The 17,754-nt window shown below is 62.0% G+C and carries 20 protein-coding genes and 1 tRNA gene; 10 read left to right on the forward strand and 11 right to left on the reverse strand.

Annotated elements, in window-relative coordinates:
* The first annotated feature begins 55 nt into the window (after nucleotides 1–55).
* Complete coding sequence (locus KQ296_RS06350; protein WP_011934322.1) at nucleotides 56–1,120, forward strand: mechanosensitive ion channel family protein; 1,065 nt, start codon at nucleotides 56–58, stop codon at nucleotides 1,118–1,120.
* A gap of 14 nt (nucleotides 1,121–1,134) precedes the next feature.
* Here KQ296_RS06350 and KQ296_RS06355 read toward each other — a convergent pair whose 3' ends face one another.
* The 4 genes from KQ296_RS06355 to KQ296_RS06370 are packed head-to-tail and all read right to left on the reverse strand — an operon-like array spanning nucleotide 1,135 to nucleotide 6,443.
* Nucleotides 1,135–1,923: an ABC transporter permease gene (locus tag KQ296_RS06355; RefSeq protein WP_011934323.1), complete on the reverse strand. Its 789-nt coding sequence runs from the start codon at nucleotides 1,921–1,923 to the stop codon at nucleotides 1,135–1,137.
* Nucleotides 1,923–2,720: an ABC-2 family transporter protein gene (locus KQ296_RS06360; protein WP_011934324.1), complete on the reverse strand. Its 798-nt coding sequence runs from the start codon at nucleotides 2,718–2,720 to the stop codon at nucleotides 1,923–1,925. The genes KQ296_RS06355 and KQ296_RS06360 overlap by 1 nt, the downstream gene beginning before the upstream one ends.
* The gene (locus KQ296_RS06365) at nucleotides 2,720–3,694 is read right to left on the reverse strand and encodes an ATP-binding cassette domain-containing protein (RefSeq protein WP_011934325.1); all 975 of its coding nucleotides are present in this window, start codon (nucleotides 3,692–3,694) and stop codon (nucleotides 2,720–2,722) included. Before KQ296_RS06365 ends, KQ296_RS06360 begins: the two co-directional genes overlap by 1 nt.
* A 4-nt stretch (nucleotides 3,695–3,698) precedes the next feature.
* Nucleotides 3,699–6,443, reverse strand: coding sequence for a valine--tRNA ligase (locus KQ296_RS06370; protein ID WP_011934326.1), 2,745 nt, complete (start codon nucleotides 6,441–6,443; stop codon nucleotides 3,699–3,701).
* An 83-nt stretch (nucleotides 6,444–6,526) separates the two neighbouring features.
* Between KQ296_RS06370 and KQ296_RS06375 the strand changes: the two genes are divergently transcribed.
* Nucleotides 6,527–7,756, forward strand: a complete 1,230-nt coding sequence (locus tag KQ296_RS06375) for an extracellular solute-binding protein (RefSeq protein ID WP_259726411.1) — start codon at nucleotides 6,527–6,529, stop codon at nucleotides 7,754–7,756.
* On the forward strand, nucleotides 7,753–9,027 hold the full coding sequence (locus KQ296_RS06380; RefSeq protein WP_011934328.1) for a mechanosensitive ion channel family protein: 1,275 nt from the start codon (nucleotides 7,753–7,755) through the stop codon (nucleotides 9,025–9,027). The genes KQ296_RS06375 and KQ296_RS06380 overlap by 4 nt, the downstream gene beginning before the upstream one ends.
* On the opposite strand, the gene KQ296_RS06385 is transcribed toward KQ296_RS06380, so the two are convergent.
* Together KQ296_RS06385 and KQ296_RS06390 are read right to left on the reverse strand one after the other, a co-directional pair.
* Nucleotides 8,978–9,547, reverse strand: coding sequence for a 2OG-Fe(II) oxygenase (locus KQ296_RS06385; protein WP_011934329.1), 570 nt, complete (start codon nucleotides 9,545–9,547; stop codon nucleotides 8,978–8,980). The genes KQ296_RS06380 and KQ296_RS06385 overlap by 50 nt on opposite strands.
* 61 nt (nucleotides 9,548–9,608) lie before the next feature.
* Nucleotides 9,609–10,067: a hypothetical protein gene (locus KQ296_RS06390; protein WP_011934330.1), complete on the reverse strand. Its 459-nt coding sequence runs from the start codon at nucleotides 10,065–10,067 to the stop codon at nucleotides 9,609–9,611.
* Nucleotides 10,068–10,134: 67 nt separating this feature from the next.
* Between KQ296_RS06390 and KQ296_RS06395 the strand changes: the two genes are divergently transcribed.
* From KQ296_RS06395 to KQ296_RS06405, 3 genes are read left to right on the forward strand one after another with little or no spacing between them, the layout of a single operon-like run.
* Nucleotides 10,135–10,392, forward strand: coding sequence for a hypothetical protein (locus KQ296_RS06395; protein ID WP_006042806.1), 258 nt, complete (start codon nucleotides 10,135–10,137; stop codon nucleotides 10,390–10,392).
* A gap of 41 nt (nucleotides 10,393–10,433) precedes the next feature.
* On the forward strand, nucleotides 10,434–11,354 hold the full coding sequence (locus tag KQ296_RS06400) for an oxidoreductase (RefSeq protein ID WP_011934331.1): 921 nt from the start codon (nucleotides 10,434–10,436) through the stop codon (nucleotides 11,352–11,354).
* 11 nt (nucleotides 11,355–11,365) lie between these two features.
* Nucleotides 11,366–11,758 carry a transcriptional repressor gene (locus KQ296_RS06405; protein WP_011934332.1) on the forward strand — a complete coding sequence of 131 codons (393 nt, stop codon included), beginning with the start codon at nucleotides 11,366–11,368 and terminating at the stop codon, nucleotides 11,756–11,758.
* Between the two features lie 26 nt (nucleotides 11,759–11,784).
* On the opposite strand, the gene KQ296_RS06410 is transcribed toward KQ296_RS06405, so the two are convergent.
* Nucleotides 11,785–11,856, reverse strand: a tRNA-Val gene (locus KQ296_RS06410).
* A 54-nt stretch (nucleotides 11,857–11,910) separates the two neighbouring features.
* Between KQ296_RS06410 and KQ296_RS06415 the strand changes: the two genes are divergently transcribed.
* Together KQ296_RS06415 and mazG are read left to right on the forward strand one after the other, a co-directional pair.
* Nucleotides 11,911–12,423, forward strand: a complete 513-nt coding sequence (locus KQ296_RS06415; protein ID WP_011934333.1) for a metal-binding protein — start codon at nucleotides 11,911–11,913, stop codon at nucleotides 12,421–12,423.
* A 29-nt stretch (nucleotides 12,424–12,452) separates the two neighbouring features.
* Nucleotides 12,453–13,298: a nucleoside triphosphate pyrophosphohydrolase gene (gene mazG / locus KQ296_RS06420; protein WP_011934334.1), complete on the forward strand. Its 846-nt coding sequence runs from the start codon at nucleotides 12,453–12,455 to the stop codon at nucleotides 13,296–13,298.
* Nucleotides 13,299–13,304: 6 nt separating this feature from the next.
* Here mazG and KQ296_RS06425 read toward each other — a convergent pair whose 3' ends face one another.
* From KQ296_RS06425 to KQ296_RS06435, 3 genes are all read right to left on the reverse strand, one after another.
* Nucleotides 13,305–14,045 carry a dienelactone hydrolase family protein gene (locus KQ296_RS06425; RefSeq protein ID WP_011934335.1) on the reverse strand — a complete coding sequence of 247 codons (741 nt, stop codon included), beginning with the start codon at nucleotides 14,043–14,045 and terminating at the stop codon, nucleotides 13,305–13,307.
* A 291-nt stretch (nucleotides 14,046–14,336) separates the two neighbouring features.
* Nucleotides 14,337–14,771: an alternative ribosome rescue aminoacyl-tRNA hydrolase ArfB gene (gene arfB / locus KQ296_RS06430; protein WP_011934336.1), complete on the reverse strand. Its 435-nt coding sequence runs from the start codon at nucleotides 14,769–14,771 to the stop codon at nucleotides 14,337–14,339.
* Between the two features lie 16 nt (nucleotides 14,772–14,787).
* Nucleotides 14,788–15,531 carry a hypothetical protein gene (locus tag KQ296_RS06435; RefSeq protein WP_259726412.1) on the reverse strand — a complete coding sequence of 248 codons (744 nt, stop codon included), beginning with the start codon at nucleotides 15,529–15,531 and terminating at the stop codon, nucleotides 14,788–14,790.
* 52 nt (nucleotides 15,532–15,583) lie between these two features.
* Between KQ296_RS06435 and speE the strand changes: the two genes are divergently transcribed.
* The gene (gene speE, locus KQ296_RS06440) at nucleotides 15,584–16,447 is read left to right on the forward strand and encodes a polyamine aminopropyltransferase (RefSeq protein ID WP_011934338.1); all 864 of its coding nucleotides are present in this window, start codon (nucleotides 15,584–15,586) and stop codon (nucleotides 16,445–16,447) included.
* Nucleotides 16,444–17,328, forward strand: coding sequence for an agmatinase (gene speB, locus KQ296_RS06445; protein ID WP_011934339.1), 885 nt, complete (start codon nucleotides 16,444–16,446; stop codon nucleotides 17,326–17,328). Before speE ends, speB begins: the two co-directional genes overlap by 4 nt.
* On the opposite strand, the gene KQ296_RS06450 is transcribed toward speB, so the two are convergent.
* Complete coding sequence (locus tag KQ296_RS06450; RefSeq protein ID WP_011934340.1) at nucleotides 17,322–17,702, reverse strand: cyclic nucleotide-binding domain-containing protein; 381 nt, start codon at nucleotides 17,700–17,702, stop codon at nucleotides 17,322–17,324. The two genes, speB and KQ296_RS06450, sit on opposite strands and share 7 nt — an antisense overlap.
* Nucleotides 17,703–17,754: the final 52 nt, after the last annotated feature.

Consider the following 17,754-nt stretch of genomic DNA (forward strand, 5'->3'; position numbering starts at 1 on the left):
ACCCATCCAGGATTTTCAAAACTTCAGGGAGCTCACGACAACCGCCGTCAATCGCGTGGGGTTTCTGCAAACCAACACTGGCCTTGTCGTTGGAACCCTGACGTTGATCGCGGCCTGGTTTCTGCTGAATGTCCTAGGCCGACACGGGCGCAACATCGGCAGTCTGATCACACGCAGCCTGAGGCGACCGCTACTCATCGGTCTTGGCGTGTCGCTCTATAGCACTTGGATCACCCATTGGATCGATAAGCGCATCGATGTGGTGGATCAGCTCACACTGAAGCGCCTCTCCGCCACGCTGCTGATCATCACCATCAGCTGGGCGACCCTCAATGTGGGACACGCCATTCTCCAATCGGGGTCGATGCGGCGCTGGATCCAGATGGATGACGAGCAAGACGAAGCCATGCTCATCAATCTGCTGGGGCGCCTCTTCACGATTCTCACGTTGCTGATCACCACAGCAGCGATGATGGTGAACCTCGGTATCCCCTCAGCCGCCATCGCCACCTTGCTGGGAGGTGCTGGGATTGGCTTCACCTTTGCCACGCAGCAAATCAGCCAGAATTTTCTCTCCGGCTTCATGCTCTTCTTCAATCGCCCGTTCAAAGAAGGGGATTGGATCAACGTCGACGAGCTGCAAGGAACCGTGGAATCGATTGGCTGGTATTACACAAGAATTCGCACATTTGATCGCAGGCCCCTCAATATCCCCAACTCGATTTTTGCCACGAAACCAATTGAAAACCCCGGCCAGATGTACAACCGGCGCATTCTGGCCAACATCTCCCTACGCTATGAAGATATCAGCAAAATCGCTGGAATCACTGACAAAGTCAGGGAGCATCTGAAGCAACACCCCCACATCGATCAGAAACAGATCATTCTCGTGAATTTCAACCAGTGGGATGCTTCATCCATCAACATGATGGTGTATTGCTTTACCAAAACAACAGTCTGGGCGGAATGGCTCAACATTCAACAGGCGATCTTCCTTGATATCGCTGGCATCGTGCAGGGAAGCGGCGCTGATTTCGCCTTCAATTGCATGACTCTCTATCCAGCATCGTCCAGCAATCCAAACCAAGTGACTCAATTGTTGTCGCCAGATGCCTCGTGAATCAGGCCGGGGGGTCAACTCGACGCTGAGGTGTAAAAGCGCAGAGCAAACAACCAGAAAGCCCTCGCCGCGGCAAAGAACAGCAGCGCCAGCACCATGCCAGCGACGAGCATCGGTGCGGCAGCTTCACCGAGCAGCACCTGGGCGGGAACTGTGGTGAGAAACGCCACCGGCAGCACCAGGGTGAACAGCAGGCGCAGGGCCGGCGGATAGGCATTGAGGGGGTAGCGCCCAGAAACCAGCAGGGCCCGCAACACCTCAGTGGCATTCCAGGTTTTGACAAACCAGATGCTGGTGGCCGCGATCAGAAACCAAAGCGAATAAAGAATCAAGCCACCGGCCAGCAGCATCACAACCACGATGAGCAAGGAGGCCGGCGTGAGCACCACACCGGCCTGATGGCTGCCCCAGGCCAAAAGCCCGAGCCCCAGACCAATCTCCGGCAGCCCCGCCGGCGACAGCGTGCGCAGCGACAGCCAGAACTGACTGTCGATCGGCTTGAGCAGCACAAAATCGAGGGTGCCCTCGCGCACATGGGTGACGATCGCTCCCAGGTTCGGGCGCAACCAGGTGGTGGCCATGCCGTCGAACACCGTGTAGAGCCCCTGCACCATCAAGGCCTGGGCCCAGCTCCAGCCCCCCAGGGTCTGATCCGGGCCATAGAAGAGCGAGAGCAGAAACAAGCTGCCGCTGAGGCTCATCGCCACCGCCAGCAGCTCGATCAGCACGTTGGCCTGGTATTCCAGCTGCGTGGCCAGGGCCGTCCCCCAGAAGCGACGCAGGGTTCGCCAGTAGCGCCCCATCAGGCCCCCATGGCGCTGTAATGGCGCACCCCGGCCCGCCAGAGCAGCAGCACCACCGGTAACAACAACGCGATCCAGGCCAGTTGCGCCCCAAAACCCGCCAGCAGATCCACCGGCTGACCCGCCAACACCCGCGCCGGGAAATCGATCAAATAGGGGAACGGGGTCCACTGGGCCCAGGCCCGCACCGCCGGCGGGAAGGCCGTGAGCGGCGCCAACAAGCCCGAAAGAAACAGAAAGGGGATGAACTGCAGCCGCTCCAGGGCACTGGCCTTCTCACTCCAGAAGCACAGAGCTGCAATCAGGCTCTGGAACAGAAAGGCGATCGCAAAAGCCATCCAGATAGCCAGCCAGGCCAGCAGGAAGCCCCCCAACGACGGCAACCAGAAGGCTTGCGGCTGCACTGCAAAGAACACGGCAGCGATCAGAGCGGCAAAAGGCAAACGGGTGAGCTGTTCCCCGAGGTGCGCCGCCACATAGCGCCAGAGCGGGTGCAGCGGTTGCAACAGGTAGGGCGAAAGCCGACCGCTCAGAGCATCCTCCTCAAAGTCGTACACCACCCAAACCACCGAAAACTGGCGCACCAGAAAGGCACTGAGGAAATAGCGATCGAGGGCCACGCCATCGAGACCCAGCCCTGAACGCGCGTCGCTACCGCTCCAGACGCTGAGCATGATGAATGGCAAGACTCCGGAGAGCGCCCAGAGGGCGATCTCGGCGCGGTACTCGAGCATGTGGGCGTATTGGCAACCCAGCAGCACGCGGATGATCCGCCGATTCAGCCCGAAGATCCGCATCAGACGCGCCCCTGCCGGAACAACCCACCGATGAGCTCCTCAATCGGTGGATCGGTGACATCCAAATCGCGCACCGCAAAGCGCTCGAGCAGCTGGGCCACCACTGCGGTGAGCTCATCCCTTGCAACCAGCAGCCGCACATCACAGCCATCGATCAGCTCCAGCCGCCCCAAACCCGCGAACACCGCGGGATCAACAGGAGATTCCAACTCCAGCCGCACCTCCCGTTCCGGCGCCAGCTGCTCAGCAAGGGAGGCCAGCGGCCCATCGTGAAACAGGCGTCCCTGGTGGATCAGCAGCACCCGGGGGCATAGGGCCGTGATGTCGGCCATGTAATGGCTGGTGAGCAGCACAGTGGCCCCCGTGCGGCGGTTGTAGTCCGCCAGGAATGTGCGCACCCTGGCCTGGGCATTCACATCCAGGCCCAGCGTGGGTTCATCGAGAAACAGCACCTCCGGCTCGTGCAGGAGCGCCGCCAGGAGTTCGGCCTTCATCCGCTGACCGAGGGAGAGCTTGCGCACCGGGCGAGTGAGCTCCTCCCCCAGCTCGAGCAGATCAGCCAGCTCGCTGATCCGCCGCCGGGCCACGCCATCGGGGATGCCGTACACCGCCGCATTCACCCGCAACGAATCCATCGGCGGCAGGTCCCAGAGCAGCTGCTGCTTCTGGCCCATCACCAGAGTGATCCGGCGCAGGAACTCCGCCTGACGGCGCTGCGGACTGAAGCCCGCCACCTGCACCTCCCCAGTGCTGGGGTGGATCAAGCCGCAGAGCATCTTCAAGGTGGTGGTTTTGCCAGCGCCGTTGGCGCCAAGAAAGCCCACCATCTCGCCGGGCTCGATCCGGAAGGACACGTTTTGCACCGCCGTCACGTCCCGGGTGCGGCGGTGGACGAAATGGCGCAGGGTTCCAGCCAAGCCGGGCTGCTTCTCGGCAACCCGGTAGGTCTTGCTCAGCCCCTCAACTTGAATCACGTCATCAGCTCAGGTCGGCCAGGCGCTTGCGGGCCAGATCGGCCTGGGCCTGTTTCTCATCGAGGTTGGCCTGGCATTCCGCCACCACCTCCGGCGGCGCCTTATCGGCGAAGTTGGGATTGCCAAGCCGGCCCGCCAGGCCCTTGATCTCCTTCTCGGCCTTGGCGATGTCTTTCTCCAGGCGGCCCTTGAGCGCATCGAGATCGACGAGGCCTTCGATCGGCAGCAGCACCTGCAGCTCACCGCTCACCCCCGCCAGGGCCTTGGCCACCGGAGCTGCATCCGCCTCCGCCGGCGCCATCACCGCCACCGACTCCGCCCGCGTCAGGGCCGTGATGTCGGCCGTGCCCTTGCTCAGCACAGCCGCCAGCTCGCCGCGGCCGGTGACGAAGCGCACCGGCACCGATTGCGAGGGCTTAAGCCCCGCCACCGCCCGCAGGTTGCGCACCACACGGATGGCAGCGATCAGCTCAGCGAAGGAAGCTTCCAAGTCATCATCCAGAGCGCTCTCATCCAGCACCGGCCAGGGCTGCAGGGCCAGGAAGGTGGTTTCCGGCTCGCCCGTCACGCTGTGCCAGAGCTCCTCGGTGAGGTGGGGCATCAGCGGATGCAGCATCAGGTGCATCTGGCTGATCACCTTGGCCAGCACCTGCTTGGCCACCCGCTGATCAGCCAAGGCCTCGGCTGAGGGGTTCTCACCGGGGTTGAGCCGGCGCTTGCTCAGCTCCAAATACCAGTCGCAAACGTCGTTCCAGGCGAACTCATAGAGCCCCTTGGCCGCTTCACCCAGGCCGTAGCTGCTGTAGCGCTCGGCCGTCTCCCGGTTCACCCGGGCCAGGCGGGAGAGGATCCAGCGATCCGCCAGCTGCAGGGCCGCGGGATCGGGGTCACCGAGTTGGGCCGGCGTTTCGCCGCCCAGATTCATCAAGGCGAAGCGGGTGGCGTTCCAGAGCTTGTTGGCAAAGTTGCGCGAAGCCTCCACCGTGGCGGAGGTATCGGTCTTGCGGTCGTAGTCCAGGCGGATGTCCTGCCCCGCACCGGCCACCTCCCGCACCAGGGCGAAACGCAGGGCATCGGTGCCGTAGCGGTCGATCAGCAGCAGCGGATCGATGCCGTTGCCGGCGCTTTTGCTCATCTTGCGGTTCTGCTCATCCCTCACCAGGCCGTGGATGTACACGTCCTGGAAGGGCATCTCGCCGGTGAAGGCGCCGGCCATCATCGTCATCCGCGCCACCCAGAAAAAGATGATGTCGAAGCCCGTCACCAGGGTGTTGGTGGGGTACCAGCGCTGCAGGTCAGCGCTGTCGGCATCGGGCCAACCCAGGGTGGAGAAGGGCCAGAGGCCACTGGAGAACCAGGTGTCGAGCACGTCTTCGTCCTGCTCGATCTCCGCCGCGGCGCCGTACTCCGCCTTGGCCTTCTCCAGGGCTTCGGCTTCGTTGCGGGCCACCACGTAGGGGGTGGTGTCGGTGTAATTGCCCCCGGTTTCGCTGATCACGAACCAAGCGGGGATGCGGTGGCCCCACCAGAGCTGGCGGCTGATGCACCAGTCGCGGATGTCGGTGAGCCAGTCGCGATACACCTTCTCCCAGCGCTCCGGGATGAAGCGGGGGTCCTGCTTCTCGAGGGCTTCGCGGCAGCGCGCTGCCAGGGGCTCGGTTTTGACAAACCACTGGGTGGAGAGCAGGGGCTCCACCGGCACCTTGCCGCGATCGGAATAGGGAACGCTGTGGCGGTAGTCCTCCACCTTCACCAGCAAACCCAACTCCTCCAAGCCAGCCACCACGGCCTTGCGGGCCTCGAAGCGATCCAGCCCCTCAAACTGGCCGGCCTCCTTGTTCATCGTGCCGTTCTTGCGCATCACCGTGATCTGGGGCAGACCGTGGCGCTGGCCGATGGCGAAATCGTTGGGGTCGTGGGCCGGCGTCACCTTGACGCAGCCGGTGCCGAACTCCTTCTCCACATGATCGTCGGCCACGATCGGGATTTCCCGCCCCACGAACGGCAGCGTCAGGGTCTGGCCCACCAGGTGGGCGTAGCGCTCATCGGTGGGATTCACCGCCACCGCCGTGTCGCCCAGCATCGTTTCAGGGCGGGTGGTGGCCACCTCCAGATGACCCTCCCCGCTACTGAGCGGATAGCGAAAATGCCAGAGGTGGCCGTCCACCTCCTTCATCTCCACCTCCAGATCGCTCACCGCCGACCCTGAAGCGGGGCACCAGTTCACCAGGTATTCACCGCGGACAATCAGCCCCTGCTCATGCAGGCGCACGAAGGCCTCCTTCACCGCCTCACTCAGGCCCTCATCCAGGGTGAAGCGCTGGCGCTGCCAATCGACGGAATAGCCCAAGCGCCGCAGCTGGCCCACGATGCGGCCACCGCTTTCGGCCTTCCATTGCCAAGCCCGCTCTAAAAAGGCCTCACGGCCGAGGTCGTGACGGGTCTTGCCCTCTTCCTTGAGCTGCTTCTCGAGGATCGTCTGCACCGCGATCGAGGCGTGATCGGTGCCGGGCAAGCAAAGAACGTTCTTTCCCGCCAGGCGCTGGTAGCGCACGATCGTGTCGATCAGGGCCGTGTTGAAGGCATGGCCCATGTGCAGGCTGCCGGTCACGTTCGGCGGCGGGATCACCACCGAGAAGGGTTCACCGGGGGCCTTCGGGTCGGGATGAAACGCTCCCTGGTCCTCCCAGGCCTGTTGCCAGCGCGCTTCCGTACCAACCGGGTCGTAGGTCTTGGCCAGTTCGGGCACGGAAGCAGTGCAATGCGTGCGCCATGCTCGCAAAGCGGAGAGCGGACCCACTCAGAATGGCGCCAGCATCTGCACTCTCCATCGTGAAACTGCGGTTTTCAGTTGGGCTGCTGCTTGTAGCCCTGGTTCTGAGTGGTTGCAGCGCGTTGTCCAACAACACGCCGGTGATGCTGTACCTGGCCATGGTGATTGGCAAAGACGACCGCATCAGCAGCGACACCCAAAAAGACGCAAGACAACGGGTTGATCTGATTGTGTCGAGCTTTCAAAAGCTGTATCCCAATGTTCAGGTGCAACTGGCTCTCTACCAGCGCTCCCAGTTGATCTCCGAACTGCGCAGGCGCAACGCCGCTGACCTTGGACCCGACCTGGTGCTCACCGATGCCCAGCAGGCGAAAGACCTGCTTCGCGAAGGACTCACGGACCCTTTGCCCCAGACCGAACGCAACAGGGTGCAGACCGATCCCGGCCTCTTGAAACAGGTGCGCCTCAACGATGGGCGCCTCGCCGGGCAGCCCTTGGTGATGTTTCCTCAGATCGCCTGCTTCAACACCCAGGTAATCCAGAAGCCACCGAAAACCTTGAACGAACTGCTGGAAGTCGGTGCTGCCGGGGCCCGCGTGGGCCTTCCCGCAAACATGGACGAGGTGTTGTGGACGGCAGGAAGCCTCAACGCTTTGCCAGCACTGGCTGCAGCCTCCCGTAACCAGGACTTGTCGGCGGAAGACCGCGATCGCATCACGGGTTGGCTGACCTGGCTTCAGCAAGCGAGCAATCAACGCAACATCACCTTTTTCGAAAACCAAGGACAGCTGACCACACTGCTTGGCAAACGAGAACTGGATTGGATCAGCTGCACCTCAGACATGCTCTTTCGTTTGCGAGACCAACTCGGCGACGACTTCGGAATTGCACCCTTGCCCAACGGGCCTGAAGCACCGGCCGCACCCGTGCACCTGCTGCGTGTTCTGGCTCTGGGCCGGGACTCCAGCAGCAGCCAACGCTCAATGGCGATTGCGCTGAGTGATTTCGTCACCAATCCGCTGGTGCAGAGAAATCTTTCGCTGTTATCGATGTCGTTCGTGCCCGTGAATCCAGACGTGATGATTCCTACGAAAAGTTCAAAAACGTTGGCAGCGTTGGAACAAGCACTCGAATCATCGCAAGTGCAAATCGATAATCTGAGTGTGATTGATCAAGACGGACCACTCTCCAGGCGGATGACCAACCTGCTCATTCCGCTCGTTTTTGGTGTTAGCCAACCCAACACGAACACGGATGAACTGATTCAAATCCTGAACCAGGGGTCATGAATCAACTGTTCTGGGAAATCATTGGCTGGTTGGGCTACCTCCAGCGCGCCTCGATCGTGTTTCAGCTGCTGCTGATCATTGTTCTGGTGATGGTCTGGCGCTGGCTGCGGAAACACCCCAGGCTGGCGAAAGTCCCCAAGCCCCTACACCTCCTGATCGCCCCAGCTGGACTGGGTGTAATCAGTGCCTTCGCCAAGAGCCTGGGTTGGGATGCAGGGTTACTGACCTACCTGAGCCTGAGTTGGCTGGGCTGGAGCTTTCTGGGCTTGCTGGATGGTCTGCTGCAGGAACTCATGCCTGCAGCACGCGTGCATGAACTGCAGAGTCGACTCATCAAGCCCATCTACCTGACCACGGTGGTGCTGATGTTCATCAATCGGCTCGACAACGTCAACGATTTGTCGGTGATCGAACTCGGCCAAGTGTTCGGCATTTCACTCACCTTGGGCAAATTGTTCACCTCGCTCGTGGTGAGCTATTTGCTGCTCGTGGGTACAGGCCCCCCGGCCGCTGGCGTGTCCTGGTTGCTGCAAAAACTGCTCGGCTATTCCGAGGGAAGCAGGAAGGCTGTGGAGCTGATCATCCGTTATTTGGTCGTCGGCATCGGAGTCACGGCCGTGGGCTTTCACATCGGCCTGAATGGCACCGCTCTGGTGGCCATCGCCGGTGGACTCTCCGTCGGCCTGGGCTTTGGGATCAAGGAGGTCTTTTCCAACTTCATCAGCGGCATCTGGCTCCTGTTTGAAGGATCCGTCCGTCCGGGCGAAGTGCTGATGGTCGACAACGACCCCTGCGAGGTGCGCAAGCTTGGCCTCAGAGCCACCCTGCTTTGGCGCGATCGCGACAACGCGGAGCTGCTGATTCCCAATCAGATGTTCTTCACGGCTCAGGCCACCAGTTACACCGCCACTGACCGCCTGCGCCGCAGCGAGATCCGCATCGGTGCCGCCTACCGGCACGATCCACGCCAGGTGTTGCAGCTGCTCGAGGAGACCGCCCTCAACGTTCCCCGGGTGTTGAAGACTCCCGCCCCCAGAGCCCTGCAGGTGAAGTATGGAGACTCAGCCATCGAGTACTCCTTGCGTTACTGGATCGCCGATCCCATGAGCAACATCGGCATCGTGAGCGAAGTGAATCAAGCGATCTGGACGGCCTTCAAACGCGAAGGAATCGAAATTCCCTTCCCGCAGCAGGTGAACACGATTCGAGACCAACCCTCGCTTATGAGCGGGAGAGACGCGCCAGAAAAGCCTGATAAGACCCGGCGTTGATCCAGCCCGTGGCGATGGTTTTGCTGGCGGTGGTGTTCACCCGTCCCCGGTGAATGTGGGATGGCCCAGCAGGGAAAATCACGAGTTTGCCCCGCTTCGCTGCTTCGTGGTGCCCCTGCCAGTGGAACTCGGTGCCGGCTTCATCCACGTCGTTGCAGTAGAGGATCCAGGCGAGCACCCGATGCACCGGCTCCGTTGCTTCGTCACTGATCGTCCAGTCGCAGTGCCACTGCTTAAACCCCTCCCCCGGGGCGTAGCGCTGCAGGTTGAAGATCGGCATCACAAACAGCTCTTGATCCGGGCACACCGCACGAAACAAGGGGCGCTCCTTGAGGTATTGCTCCAAAGCTGCCGTCACACCGCGCACGATCACCTCGGAGAGGGCATAGGCATCGGGATCGCTGCGATCAATCGCCACCAGGCTGATGTCGGTGGACACCTTGGCTGGCTCGTCGCTACCGCCAGGCCCAAAGGCCACGCCAGGCCGTTGCAAGTCGGGGCGGCGATCAAAGAACGCCATCACACCATCGGCAACGGCCTCATAACCACCATTGCGGTATGACGCAATCAAGGAGACCTGCTCAATCACGGCAAACCTCCCAGGGAATCGCCACCACCGCCTCGAGCCGCTGCCAACGCCCCTGGTCCTGCACCACCCTGGGAGTCAGAGACACCCTCTCAAGGGCCCGCATGAGCCGGTCAGGAGCCAAGACCGCGGGATTTCCTGGATCCTGGGACAGGAGCAACACCTGCTGCTCAGCCGGATCGGCCAGAACCTGAAGTTCAAGATCAGCCAGCTCCCGTTCAAAAAACGTGCGCCGCAACCGCGATGTGATCCGTTCACCCAGAGCAGCGGCGAAATGCTCCAGGCTTTCGGTGTCTCCCGAGAGACCGCAATTCAAGGCCAGCCAGATCATCAGTTTGGCCCAGCTGTCCACCGTCCAGAGCGGTTGAAAACTGTCGCGGTTCTGTCGGATCAACTCCCCCAGGGCGAAATCCACCAGGGTGCCCTGGAGCTGTTCGGAATCCGGTAAACCCATCCTGATGCTCAGCTGAAGACATCCTCCTCCTCGGAGGTCAGACTGGTGCAGCGCGCTGAGCCTGACGATGACCCTGGATCTCAACGACCCCGAACTCGAATTCTCGGATTTGGTGTACGCCTATCAAAGCTGGGTGATGGCGGTGATCAACGACGAGAAACTCGATAGCGAGGACACTCTGCTCACGGACGAGATCACCGAAGACGCCCTGAATGCCATGCGCTTTCTTCCCGGTGAAGTGACCAGTGCCATCGAAACCTCTCTGGCCAGGGTTTACGACGTGGATGCCGACGAACTGGCCGGGCTGCTGTTCCCCGAGGACTGATCCGACCAGCGAGACTGGCCCCGTGCTGACACTCCCGCACCATGGGTTGGACCACCGAAGACATGCCTGATCAGCAAGGTCGGATCGCCCTGGTCACCGGGGCGAACAGCGGCCTTGGGCTGGAAACCACACGGGCACTGATCAGCCGTGGCTGCACCGTCTTGATGGCCTGCCGCAGCGCACGCAAGGGCGAAGCAGCCCGGAGCCAACTGCTGGGATCCGGTGCTGCCGGGCTGGATCTTCTTGAGCTGGACCTCTCGGATCTAACCAGCGTGGCGCGCTGTGCGCGGGAAGTGGCGGAGCGCTACGGACGGCTGGATCTTCTGATCAACAACGCCGGGCTGATGGCGCCTCCACGCATGCTCAGCCGCCAGGGCTATGAGCTGCAGTTCGCAGTGAATCACCTGGGTCACTTCGCCTTAACCAAGGCTCTGCTGCCCTTGATGGACGACCGTCCGCAAGCGCGGGTTGTCACCGTGACCTCCGGGGCCCAGTACTTCGGGGTGATGGCCTGGGACGACCTCCAGGGAGAGCAGCGCTACGACCGCTGGAAGGCCTATTCCCAAAGCAAGCTCGCCAATGTGATGTTCGCCTTGGAACTGAATCAGCGCTTACAGGCTTCCGGAAGTGCGGTGCGATCCCTCGCGGCCCACCCCGGACTGGCACGCACCAATTTGCAACCGGTGTCGGTGGCCGCCACGGGTGCCTGGCAGGAAGCCCTGGCCTATCGACTGATGGATCCTCTCTTCCAGAGCGCTGCCCAAGGAGCTTTGCCCCAGCTCTATGCCGCCACAGCAAGTGAGGCCCAGGGCGGTGAGCACTATGGCCCCAGCCAGCTGGGCGGGCTGCGCGGTGCTCCCAAACAACAGCCGGTGGCCCGTGCCGCCAAGGATCAAAACCTGCGGCAACGTCTCTGGACTGTGAGTGAATCACTGACAGAGCATCACAGCGCTGCCGTGTGAGAGAAAGGACGATGGAACGGGGAACCGCTGGCCGTGATCGCCAGCTGAGATTGCTGGAGGAACTGCAACGGTCGGCACAGGAAATGACCGGCCAGCAGCTTCATCGCTGCCTCCAGGACAAACCTGGGGCCATGGGACTGGCCACGGTGTACAGAAATCTGCGCCAGCTGCAGCGCCAAGGAAAAGTGCGCTGTCGTCATCTGCCCACAGGTGAGGCCCTCTACGCCCCGGTGGAGCGAGATCACCATCACCTCACCTGTGTGGACTGCGGCAAGACCGAACGTCTTGAGCACTGCCCGATCCATGGCCTGGATGTGAAGGCTCCGGAAGCGGACGATTTCGATGTGATCTTCCACACCTTGGAATTTTTCGGGCTCTGTCACAGCTGCCGAGACCGGCGCTGAAAAACCTGCAAAACGCTGCATTCAAGTGGGCGATGCTGGGATCGAACCAGCGACAATCTCCTTGTAAGGGAGGTGCTCTACCGCTGAGCTAATCGCCCGGAGTTGAGATTCTGCCTGATCGCGGCAGGCTGGGTCACGGATGAAACACTGCGATGGCTTTGGGCCGGGACCATGACCGCGCCACGCTGATCGGCTGTGTCCCCGCGGGCCTGCTCGCGGGGTTCTGGTTGGGCTGGAGTCTGGGCGTGCTCACCGCCGCGGCCTTCGCCTGGGGAGGGCTCTGGCTCTCTCCCGATCTCGACACTCGCTCCAGGGCCCTGAAGCGGTGGGGCCCCCTGGGCTGGATCTGGCGTCCTTACCGGACGCTGATCCCCCATCGATCACTGTTCTCCCATGGCCCGTTGATCGGCACAGGGCTACGGCTGGCCTGGATGCAAACCGTTGTGATGGTGGCTTGGTTCACACTCAGCGCCCTCCCCGGCTGGTCTTACCCCACACCCAGCGAAGCACTTCCGCTGGTTCTTGCATGGCTGCAGAAGCATCCCGACCCCCTGCTGGCCGTTCTGCTGGGGCTGGAAACGAGTGTTTGGCTGCATCTGATCCTCGACGGGGATCCTCTGCCCGCTGAATGGCCCCGACGCTGGCGGCACAGACGGCGCCGGTGAGAGGGTGGCGCCAGACGCCGACAGACTCCATGGCCCAGCACGCCACGGTTCCTGGTGATCAGGATCCCCTGCGCTACCTCGAAAGCGTGGTGGCACGCCTGCGGGATCCAGTGAACGGGTGCCCCTGGGACCTGGAGCAGACCCATGCCTCCCTGGTGCCCTACGTCCTGGAGGAAGCCCATGAGGTGGCTGACGCCATCCGCCATGGCGACGACCGGCATCTGAAAGAAGAACTTGGCGATCTGCTGCTGCAGGTGGTGCTGCACGCCCGCATCGGCGCAGAAAACAACCGCTTTGATCTCGATGCCATCGCCACGACCATCAGCGACAAACTGATCCGCCGCCATCCCCACGTGTTCGGCGAGGCCCGAGCGGAAAACACTGAGGCCGTGCGCTTGAGCTGGGAGGCCATCAAGGCCGCCGAACGGGCGGAACAATCGGGAGGGGAGCAATCCTCCAGCCCGCTGAGCGATCAACTGGCCGGCAAGGTGCGAGGGCAACCGGCCCTGGCCGCTGCCATGACCATCTCGCGCAAGGCCGCCAAGGCCGGTTTCGAGTGGGATGCCATCGACGGCGTGTGGGGGAAGGTGCAGGAGGAGCTCGATGAGCTCAAGGAGGCCATCGCCTCGGGGGACCGCCGCCATGCTCAAGATGAGCTCGGCGATGTGCTGTTCACCCTTGTGAATGTGGCCCGCTGGTGCGGCCTTGATCCTGAGGAGGGGCTGGCCGCAACCAATCAGCGCTTCCTGGATCGTTTCTCCCGGGTTGAGAGCGCCCTGAATGGAGATCTGCAAGGACGGAGCATCCAGGAGCTCGAGGCTCTGTGGCAGCAAGCGAAGGCTGCGATCCGCGCTGAAAACACCCAGTCGTCTTGATCACCTTCAACCCAGCTCCGTCTGGAGAAAGGCGATCACGTCCCCCCAGGCATGGTCTGAACACTGGGGATCCCAACGTTCACCGTCATCACGCATGAAGGTGTGATTCGCCTCATAGAGACGGGTTGTCTGCCGCAGGCCAGGCACTGCAGCGAACGCAGCGAGGATCGCCTCGCGGGCCGGCTCCGGCACATGGGGGTCAAGGCTGCCGAAGATCGTGAGCAAGGCCCCCTGGATCTCGGCAGCACGCTGGAGGGAGTCGGCTCGGTCTGAGCCCAGCACCCCATCCTGGAGCCCCGTGGGATAGATGCAGGCCGTCGCCCGCACTTGAGGCCGCAGGGCGGCTCGAAAGGCCAGGTGTCCACCGATGCAGAAGCCCACAGCTCCCAGGCGGGCAGCATCCACAGCGGCCTGATCCGTCAGCCAATCGAGAACAGCAGCGGCATCCGCATCAAACGCAGCAGTGGGCGTGTTTCTGGCGTTGTCATTCCCCCGCAGCCGACCGGTGGCATCGGGCTTGATCACCGCACCGATCGGTTCACGGCGATGGAAGATCTCAGGAGCGGCCACCACGTAGCCATACCCCGCGAGGCGATCCGCCAAGCGCGTGATCGGATCACCGAGCTGGTAAATATCGGAATAAAAAAGCAAGCCAGGCCAACACCCCTCGGGCTGGGGCTGGGCGACATAAAGGCGCATCAAGCTCCCATCCACGGTCAGTCCGATGGTGTCGCGACGGATCTGCACACTGCGGCTGGCCAGTGACTGGACCGTAGGCAGGGTTGATGCTGGATGGCATCAGAAATGCGTGTTGGCAGATCTTGCTTGGGAACCCCAGAGCGAACGCTTGACCTCATCGGCCTCCCTGATCAGCAACTGGGCATGGGCCCGCGTGGAGCAGCACCTCGCCCTCTCCTCGATTTCAAGCAGAGCAAGAAGATCAGCCAACGGTCGCTTGTTGCCAGTACTCGGCATAACTCAATCACTCCTACCGAAACCTTAACCTGGCCATAACCAGCAATCCATCCGTGGATTCACTCAGTCGTCCGCCGATGGACGCGCTTGTCGGCGGCGCTTGAGCTCGCTGCGCCGGCCCTTGGCATCGAGCCGGCGTTTCACAGCTGCACGCCCAGGGCGCGTGGCACGGCGTTGGGGCGGGGGAGGCTTCAGGCCCTCGCGCAACCAATCCGCCAGACGCGCCATCGCCCGCTGACGGTTTTGCCACTGCGATCGCTCCTCCGCCACCACAACCCTGAGGCAACCATCCTGCAAACGAGACGCCAGCTGCTCCCTCAAACGCGCCCGACGAAACGGACCCAGCACCCGGGAGCCGTCCACATCAAACAGCAACTCAACCCTGGAGTCGGTGGTGTTCACCCCCTGCCCTCCAGGCCCCGATGCGCGGGAGAAGCGCCACTGCAGTTCGGCAGCAGGAATCACCAGGCGCTCATTGATCCGCAGCTCCTGAACCAAAGCAACTGACCTCCCCTTACAGGCCCAGATTGTTTCTAAGCAGATCGAGCTTGGGATCAGCACCGCCGTTGCGCAGATGCTCGGGAAGCCTGAAATCAATGGCATCCCAGACGGGGATTTGCAGATAGTCCGCAAGCGCACTGGCATCCCTGCGAATCGCTGAGAGGGCACCGTGATCGGTCACATTGCTGCGACTGCCATCCCGAAACACGAGATTCAACTCATAACTGTGATAGTTGGAATCGTTGCCCCGCACCGTTTCCCGCAGCAACTGCAACGCGTGCACCTCGCGGATCGAGTAGTTCTTCGCTCGCACCCTGCACTGGCCCGACGTCCGATCAAAACTGGCCTCGTGAGCCCGCGCTCGTTTGAGCATCAGGCCACCACCACCAGCAACCGCCAGCGCCACCAAGATCCCCGGTGAGACAGGCATGCCAATGCCAAAGCTCGTCATCAAGATTGCTACCGCAACACCCACTCCGCCAACGAGAAACACCAGGCAGAACGCCACCATGGCGGGGGTGGTCCGAAAGGTGACAGAGGAACTCGTTAGCCCGCTTTTGAACTGCAAGCGATGGGTGCAAAAGTTGTTTCCGCCATGCACAACAGGCGTCCAGTTCGTGCGCAACGCCACTGGATCGTCAAAGCGAAGTGGGTCCAGACACGCCCGGGTGTCCTTGAAAATCGATAAAAACCGCTGGACAACACCCACAACACGGCCCAAGACATGGCCATCAGTCTGCAGCCGCGGCTTAGGCATGGCAAACCCGTCGTGCCCTTAGCTGGAAGCAGGAAACCCTGGGCGCCAGATCATGAGCGAAGCCCCCTCAACAGCAAGCGGCTGGATCGACGAACACCACAACGGGGTGCGCTACGGACTCCAAGGCGACGTGATTGCTGACGAACAAAGCGCCATTCAGCGCATCACGGTGATCCATAGCCATCGCTACGGGAACGGCCTCCTGCTCGATGGCTGCTGGATGACAGCCGAACATCAGGAGCGCCACTATCACGAGCCCCTGGTCCATCCCGCCCTCTGTGCGGCCCGCTCCATTGATCGGGTCCTCGTCATTGGCGGTGGCGATGGCGGAACGGCCCGTGAATGCCTGCGTCATCACGCGGTGAAGCACGTCGATCTTGTTGAAATTGATGGTCGCGTTGTGGAGCTCAGCCAGAAACACCTGGCGGCCATCGGCGGGGGATGCTGGAGCGACCCGCGTTTTCAGCTCACCGTGGGAGATGGAATCGCCTGGGTGGGTGAGGCTTCAGACGCCAGCTACGACGTGGTGCTGGTGGATGGTTCCGATCCGGCGGGGCCGGCGGAGGGGCTGTTCAACCGCAGCTTCTTCCAGCACTGCCGCCGCATTCTCAAACCCGGCGGAGTGTTCGCAACCCAAAGCGAATCACCCGAAGCGTTCCGCGCGGTTCACATCGACACCGTGCGCATGCTGCGTGAGGTGTTCGGTCATGCCGACCCTCTCTATGGCTGGGTCCCCATGTACCCCAGCGGCTGGTGGAGCTGGACCTTCGCGGCTAGCGACGGTCCTCGCTACCGCAGCCCCGATCCCGAACGCGCCGCAGCGATCGGCCCAGGCTGCGACATCTGGAGTCCACGCTGGCAGGCGGGAGCCTTTGAAGCCATCCCCGCCAGCATCGAAAGGGAGCTCAGCGCATGACAACCAACGGATTGGACAGCGTTGGGGCTGAGGAGATGTTTGACCAAGACGGAGCGATCTTCATGGGCGCTCGCCGCGATCCATCCGACTGTCAGGTCGGTGTGTTCGGCGTGCCCTACGACGGCACCACATCATTCCGCCCTGGAACCCGGTTCGGCCCTGCCGCGATCCGAGAGGTCAGTTCCGGCCTGGAGACGTACTGCCCGCAGCTCGATCGAGACCTCGACACCCTGGCCTACGCCGATCTCGGCGCGCTCAACATCGCCTATGGAGCACCCGAGCCCGTCGTGCAGGCCGTTGAACAGGCAACGGCCAGGATTCTTGCCCTGGGCCTTAAACCGCTGATGCTCGGTGGGGAACACTCCATCACCTCCGGCGCCGTCGCGGCTGTGGCCAGGGAGCATCCTGATTTGGTGCTGGTGCAACTGGATGCCCATGCCGATCTCAGGCAGACCTGGCTGGGCGCAAGCCACAGCCATGCCTGCGCCATGCGCCGCTGCCTGGAGGTGCTGCCCAGTGAAGACCTGCTGCAAATCGCCATCCGCAGCGGAACGGCGGATGAATTTTCAGAACTGCATCGCAGCAGCCGCTTGGTTCCTCTGCATCAGCTGCATCAGAGGCTCAGCGCTCTGCGCGGACGGCCGATCTATCTCACTGTGGATCTCGACTGGTTCGACCCTGCCGTGATGCCAGGCACGGGGACACCTGAACCCGGGGGGTTCACCTGGCCTGACTTCGCTGCGCTGGTCGATGCGCTGCAACACCACAATCTTATGGCCGCAGACGTTGTTGAACTCGCGCCTCAGCTCGATCCCAGCGGGATCAGCAGTGTGCTGGCAGCCAAGGTCACCCGGAGTTTGCTGCTCTTAATGACTCAATAAAAGTGAGCTGCATCCAGGCGCTGCTCCCTGAGCCTGGCGTGCTGCCGGCCCAACAGGGTGAGCACCAGGGTTGGGTGTTGATGGATCAGCTCCATGAAGCTGTTGCGATCAAGCGAGAAGGCATGAACCGGCGTGATCGCCGTCGCTGTTCGGCTGTGACGCTGCCTCTCAGCGAGGAGATCCTCAAAGAAAAACACCTCACCATCGCCGTAGCGCAAACGATCGCGCCCGCCGCTCGTGAGTTCGACGAGACCGCGCTCAATCGCGTAGATCGAGCTGGCGAAGGTACCGCGACTGAAGAGCCAACTTCCCGTTGGCAGGATCAGTTCATCGTGATTGCGATGCTCAGCAATCAGCTGCACAGCAGTCGGCATGGACGTCGTTGCTGGCAACAGAAATCACAACAGATCATCATCCATTGTGTGG

This window comes from Synechococcus sp. CS-197, assembly GCF_025128215.1.
Lineage (GTDB): Bacteria > Cyanobacteriota > Cyanobacteriia > PCC-6307 > Cyanobiaceae > Synechococcus_C.

Excerpts from the sequence above, each read along its gene's own strand:
- KQ296_RS06400 (WP_011934331.1), top strand. The coding sequence starts at position 10,434 with ATGGGTTGGACCACCGAAGACATGCCTGATCAGCAAGGTCGGATCGCC.
- KQ296_RS06405 (WP_011934332.1), top strand. The coding sequence starts at position 11,366 with ATGGAACGGGGAACCGCTGGCCGTGATCGCCAGCTGAGATTGCTGGAG.
- KQ296_RS06380 (WP_011934328.1), top strand. The coding sequence starts at position 7,753 with ATGAATCAACTGTTCTGGGAAATCATTGGCTGGTTGGGCTACCTCCAG.
- speB (WP_011934339.1), top strand. The coding sequence starts at position 16,444 with ATGACAACCAACGGATTGGACAGCGTTGGGGCTGAGGAGATGTTTGAC.
- KQ296_RS06390 (WP_011934330.1), bottom strand. The coding sequence starts at position 10,067 with ATGGGTTTACCGGATTCCGAACAGCTCCAGGGCACCCTGGTGGATTTC.
- KQ296_RS06360 (WP_011934324.1), bottom strand. The coding sequence starts at position 2,720 with ATGCGGATCTTCGGGCTGAATCGGCGGATCATCCGCGTGCTGCTGGGT.
- KQ296_RS06355 (WP_011934323.1), bottom strand. The coding sequence starts at position 1,923 with ATGGGGCGCTACTGGCGAACCCTGCGTCGCTTCTGGGGGACGGCCCTG.
- mazG (WP_011934334.1), top strand. The coding sequence starts at position 12,453 with ATGGCCCAGCACGCCACGGTTCCTGGTGATCAGGATCCCCTGCGCTAC.
- KQ296_RS06415 (WP_011934333.1), top strand. The coding sequence starts at position 11,911 with ATGGCTTTGGGCCGGGACCATGACCGCGCCACGCTGATCGGCTGTGTC.
- KQ296_RS06385 (WP_011934329.1), bottom strand. The coding sequence starts at position 9,547 with ATGGCGTTCTTTGATCGCCGCCCCGACTTGCAACGGCCTGGCGTGGCC.
- speE (WP_011934338.1), top strand. The coding sequence starts at position 15,584 with ATGAGCGAAGCCCCCTCAACAGCAAGCGGCTGGATCGACGAACACCAC.
- KQ296_RS06395 (WP_006042806.1), top strand. The coding sequence starts at position 10,135 with ATGACCCTGGATCTCAACGACCCCGAACTCGAATTCTCGGATTTGGTG.
- KQ296_RS06450 (WP_011934340.1), bottom strand. The coding sequence starts at position 17,702 with ATGCCGACTGCTGTGCAGCTGATTGCTGAGCATCGCAATCACGATGAA.
- KQ296_RS06435 (WP_259726412.1), bottom strand. The coding sequence starts at position 15,531 with ATGCCTAAGCCGCGGCTGCAGACTGATGGCCATGTCTTGGGCCGTGTT.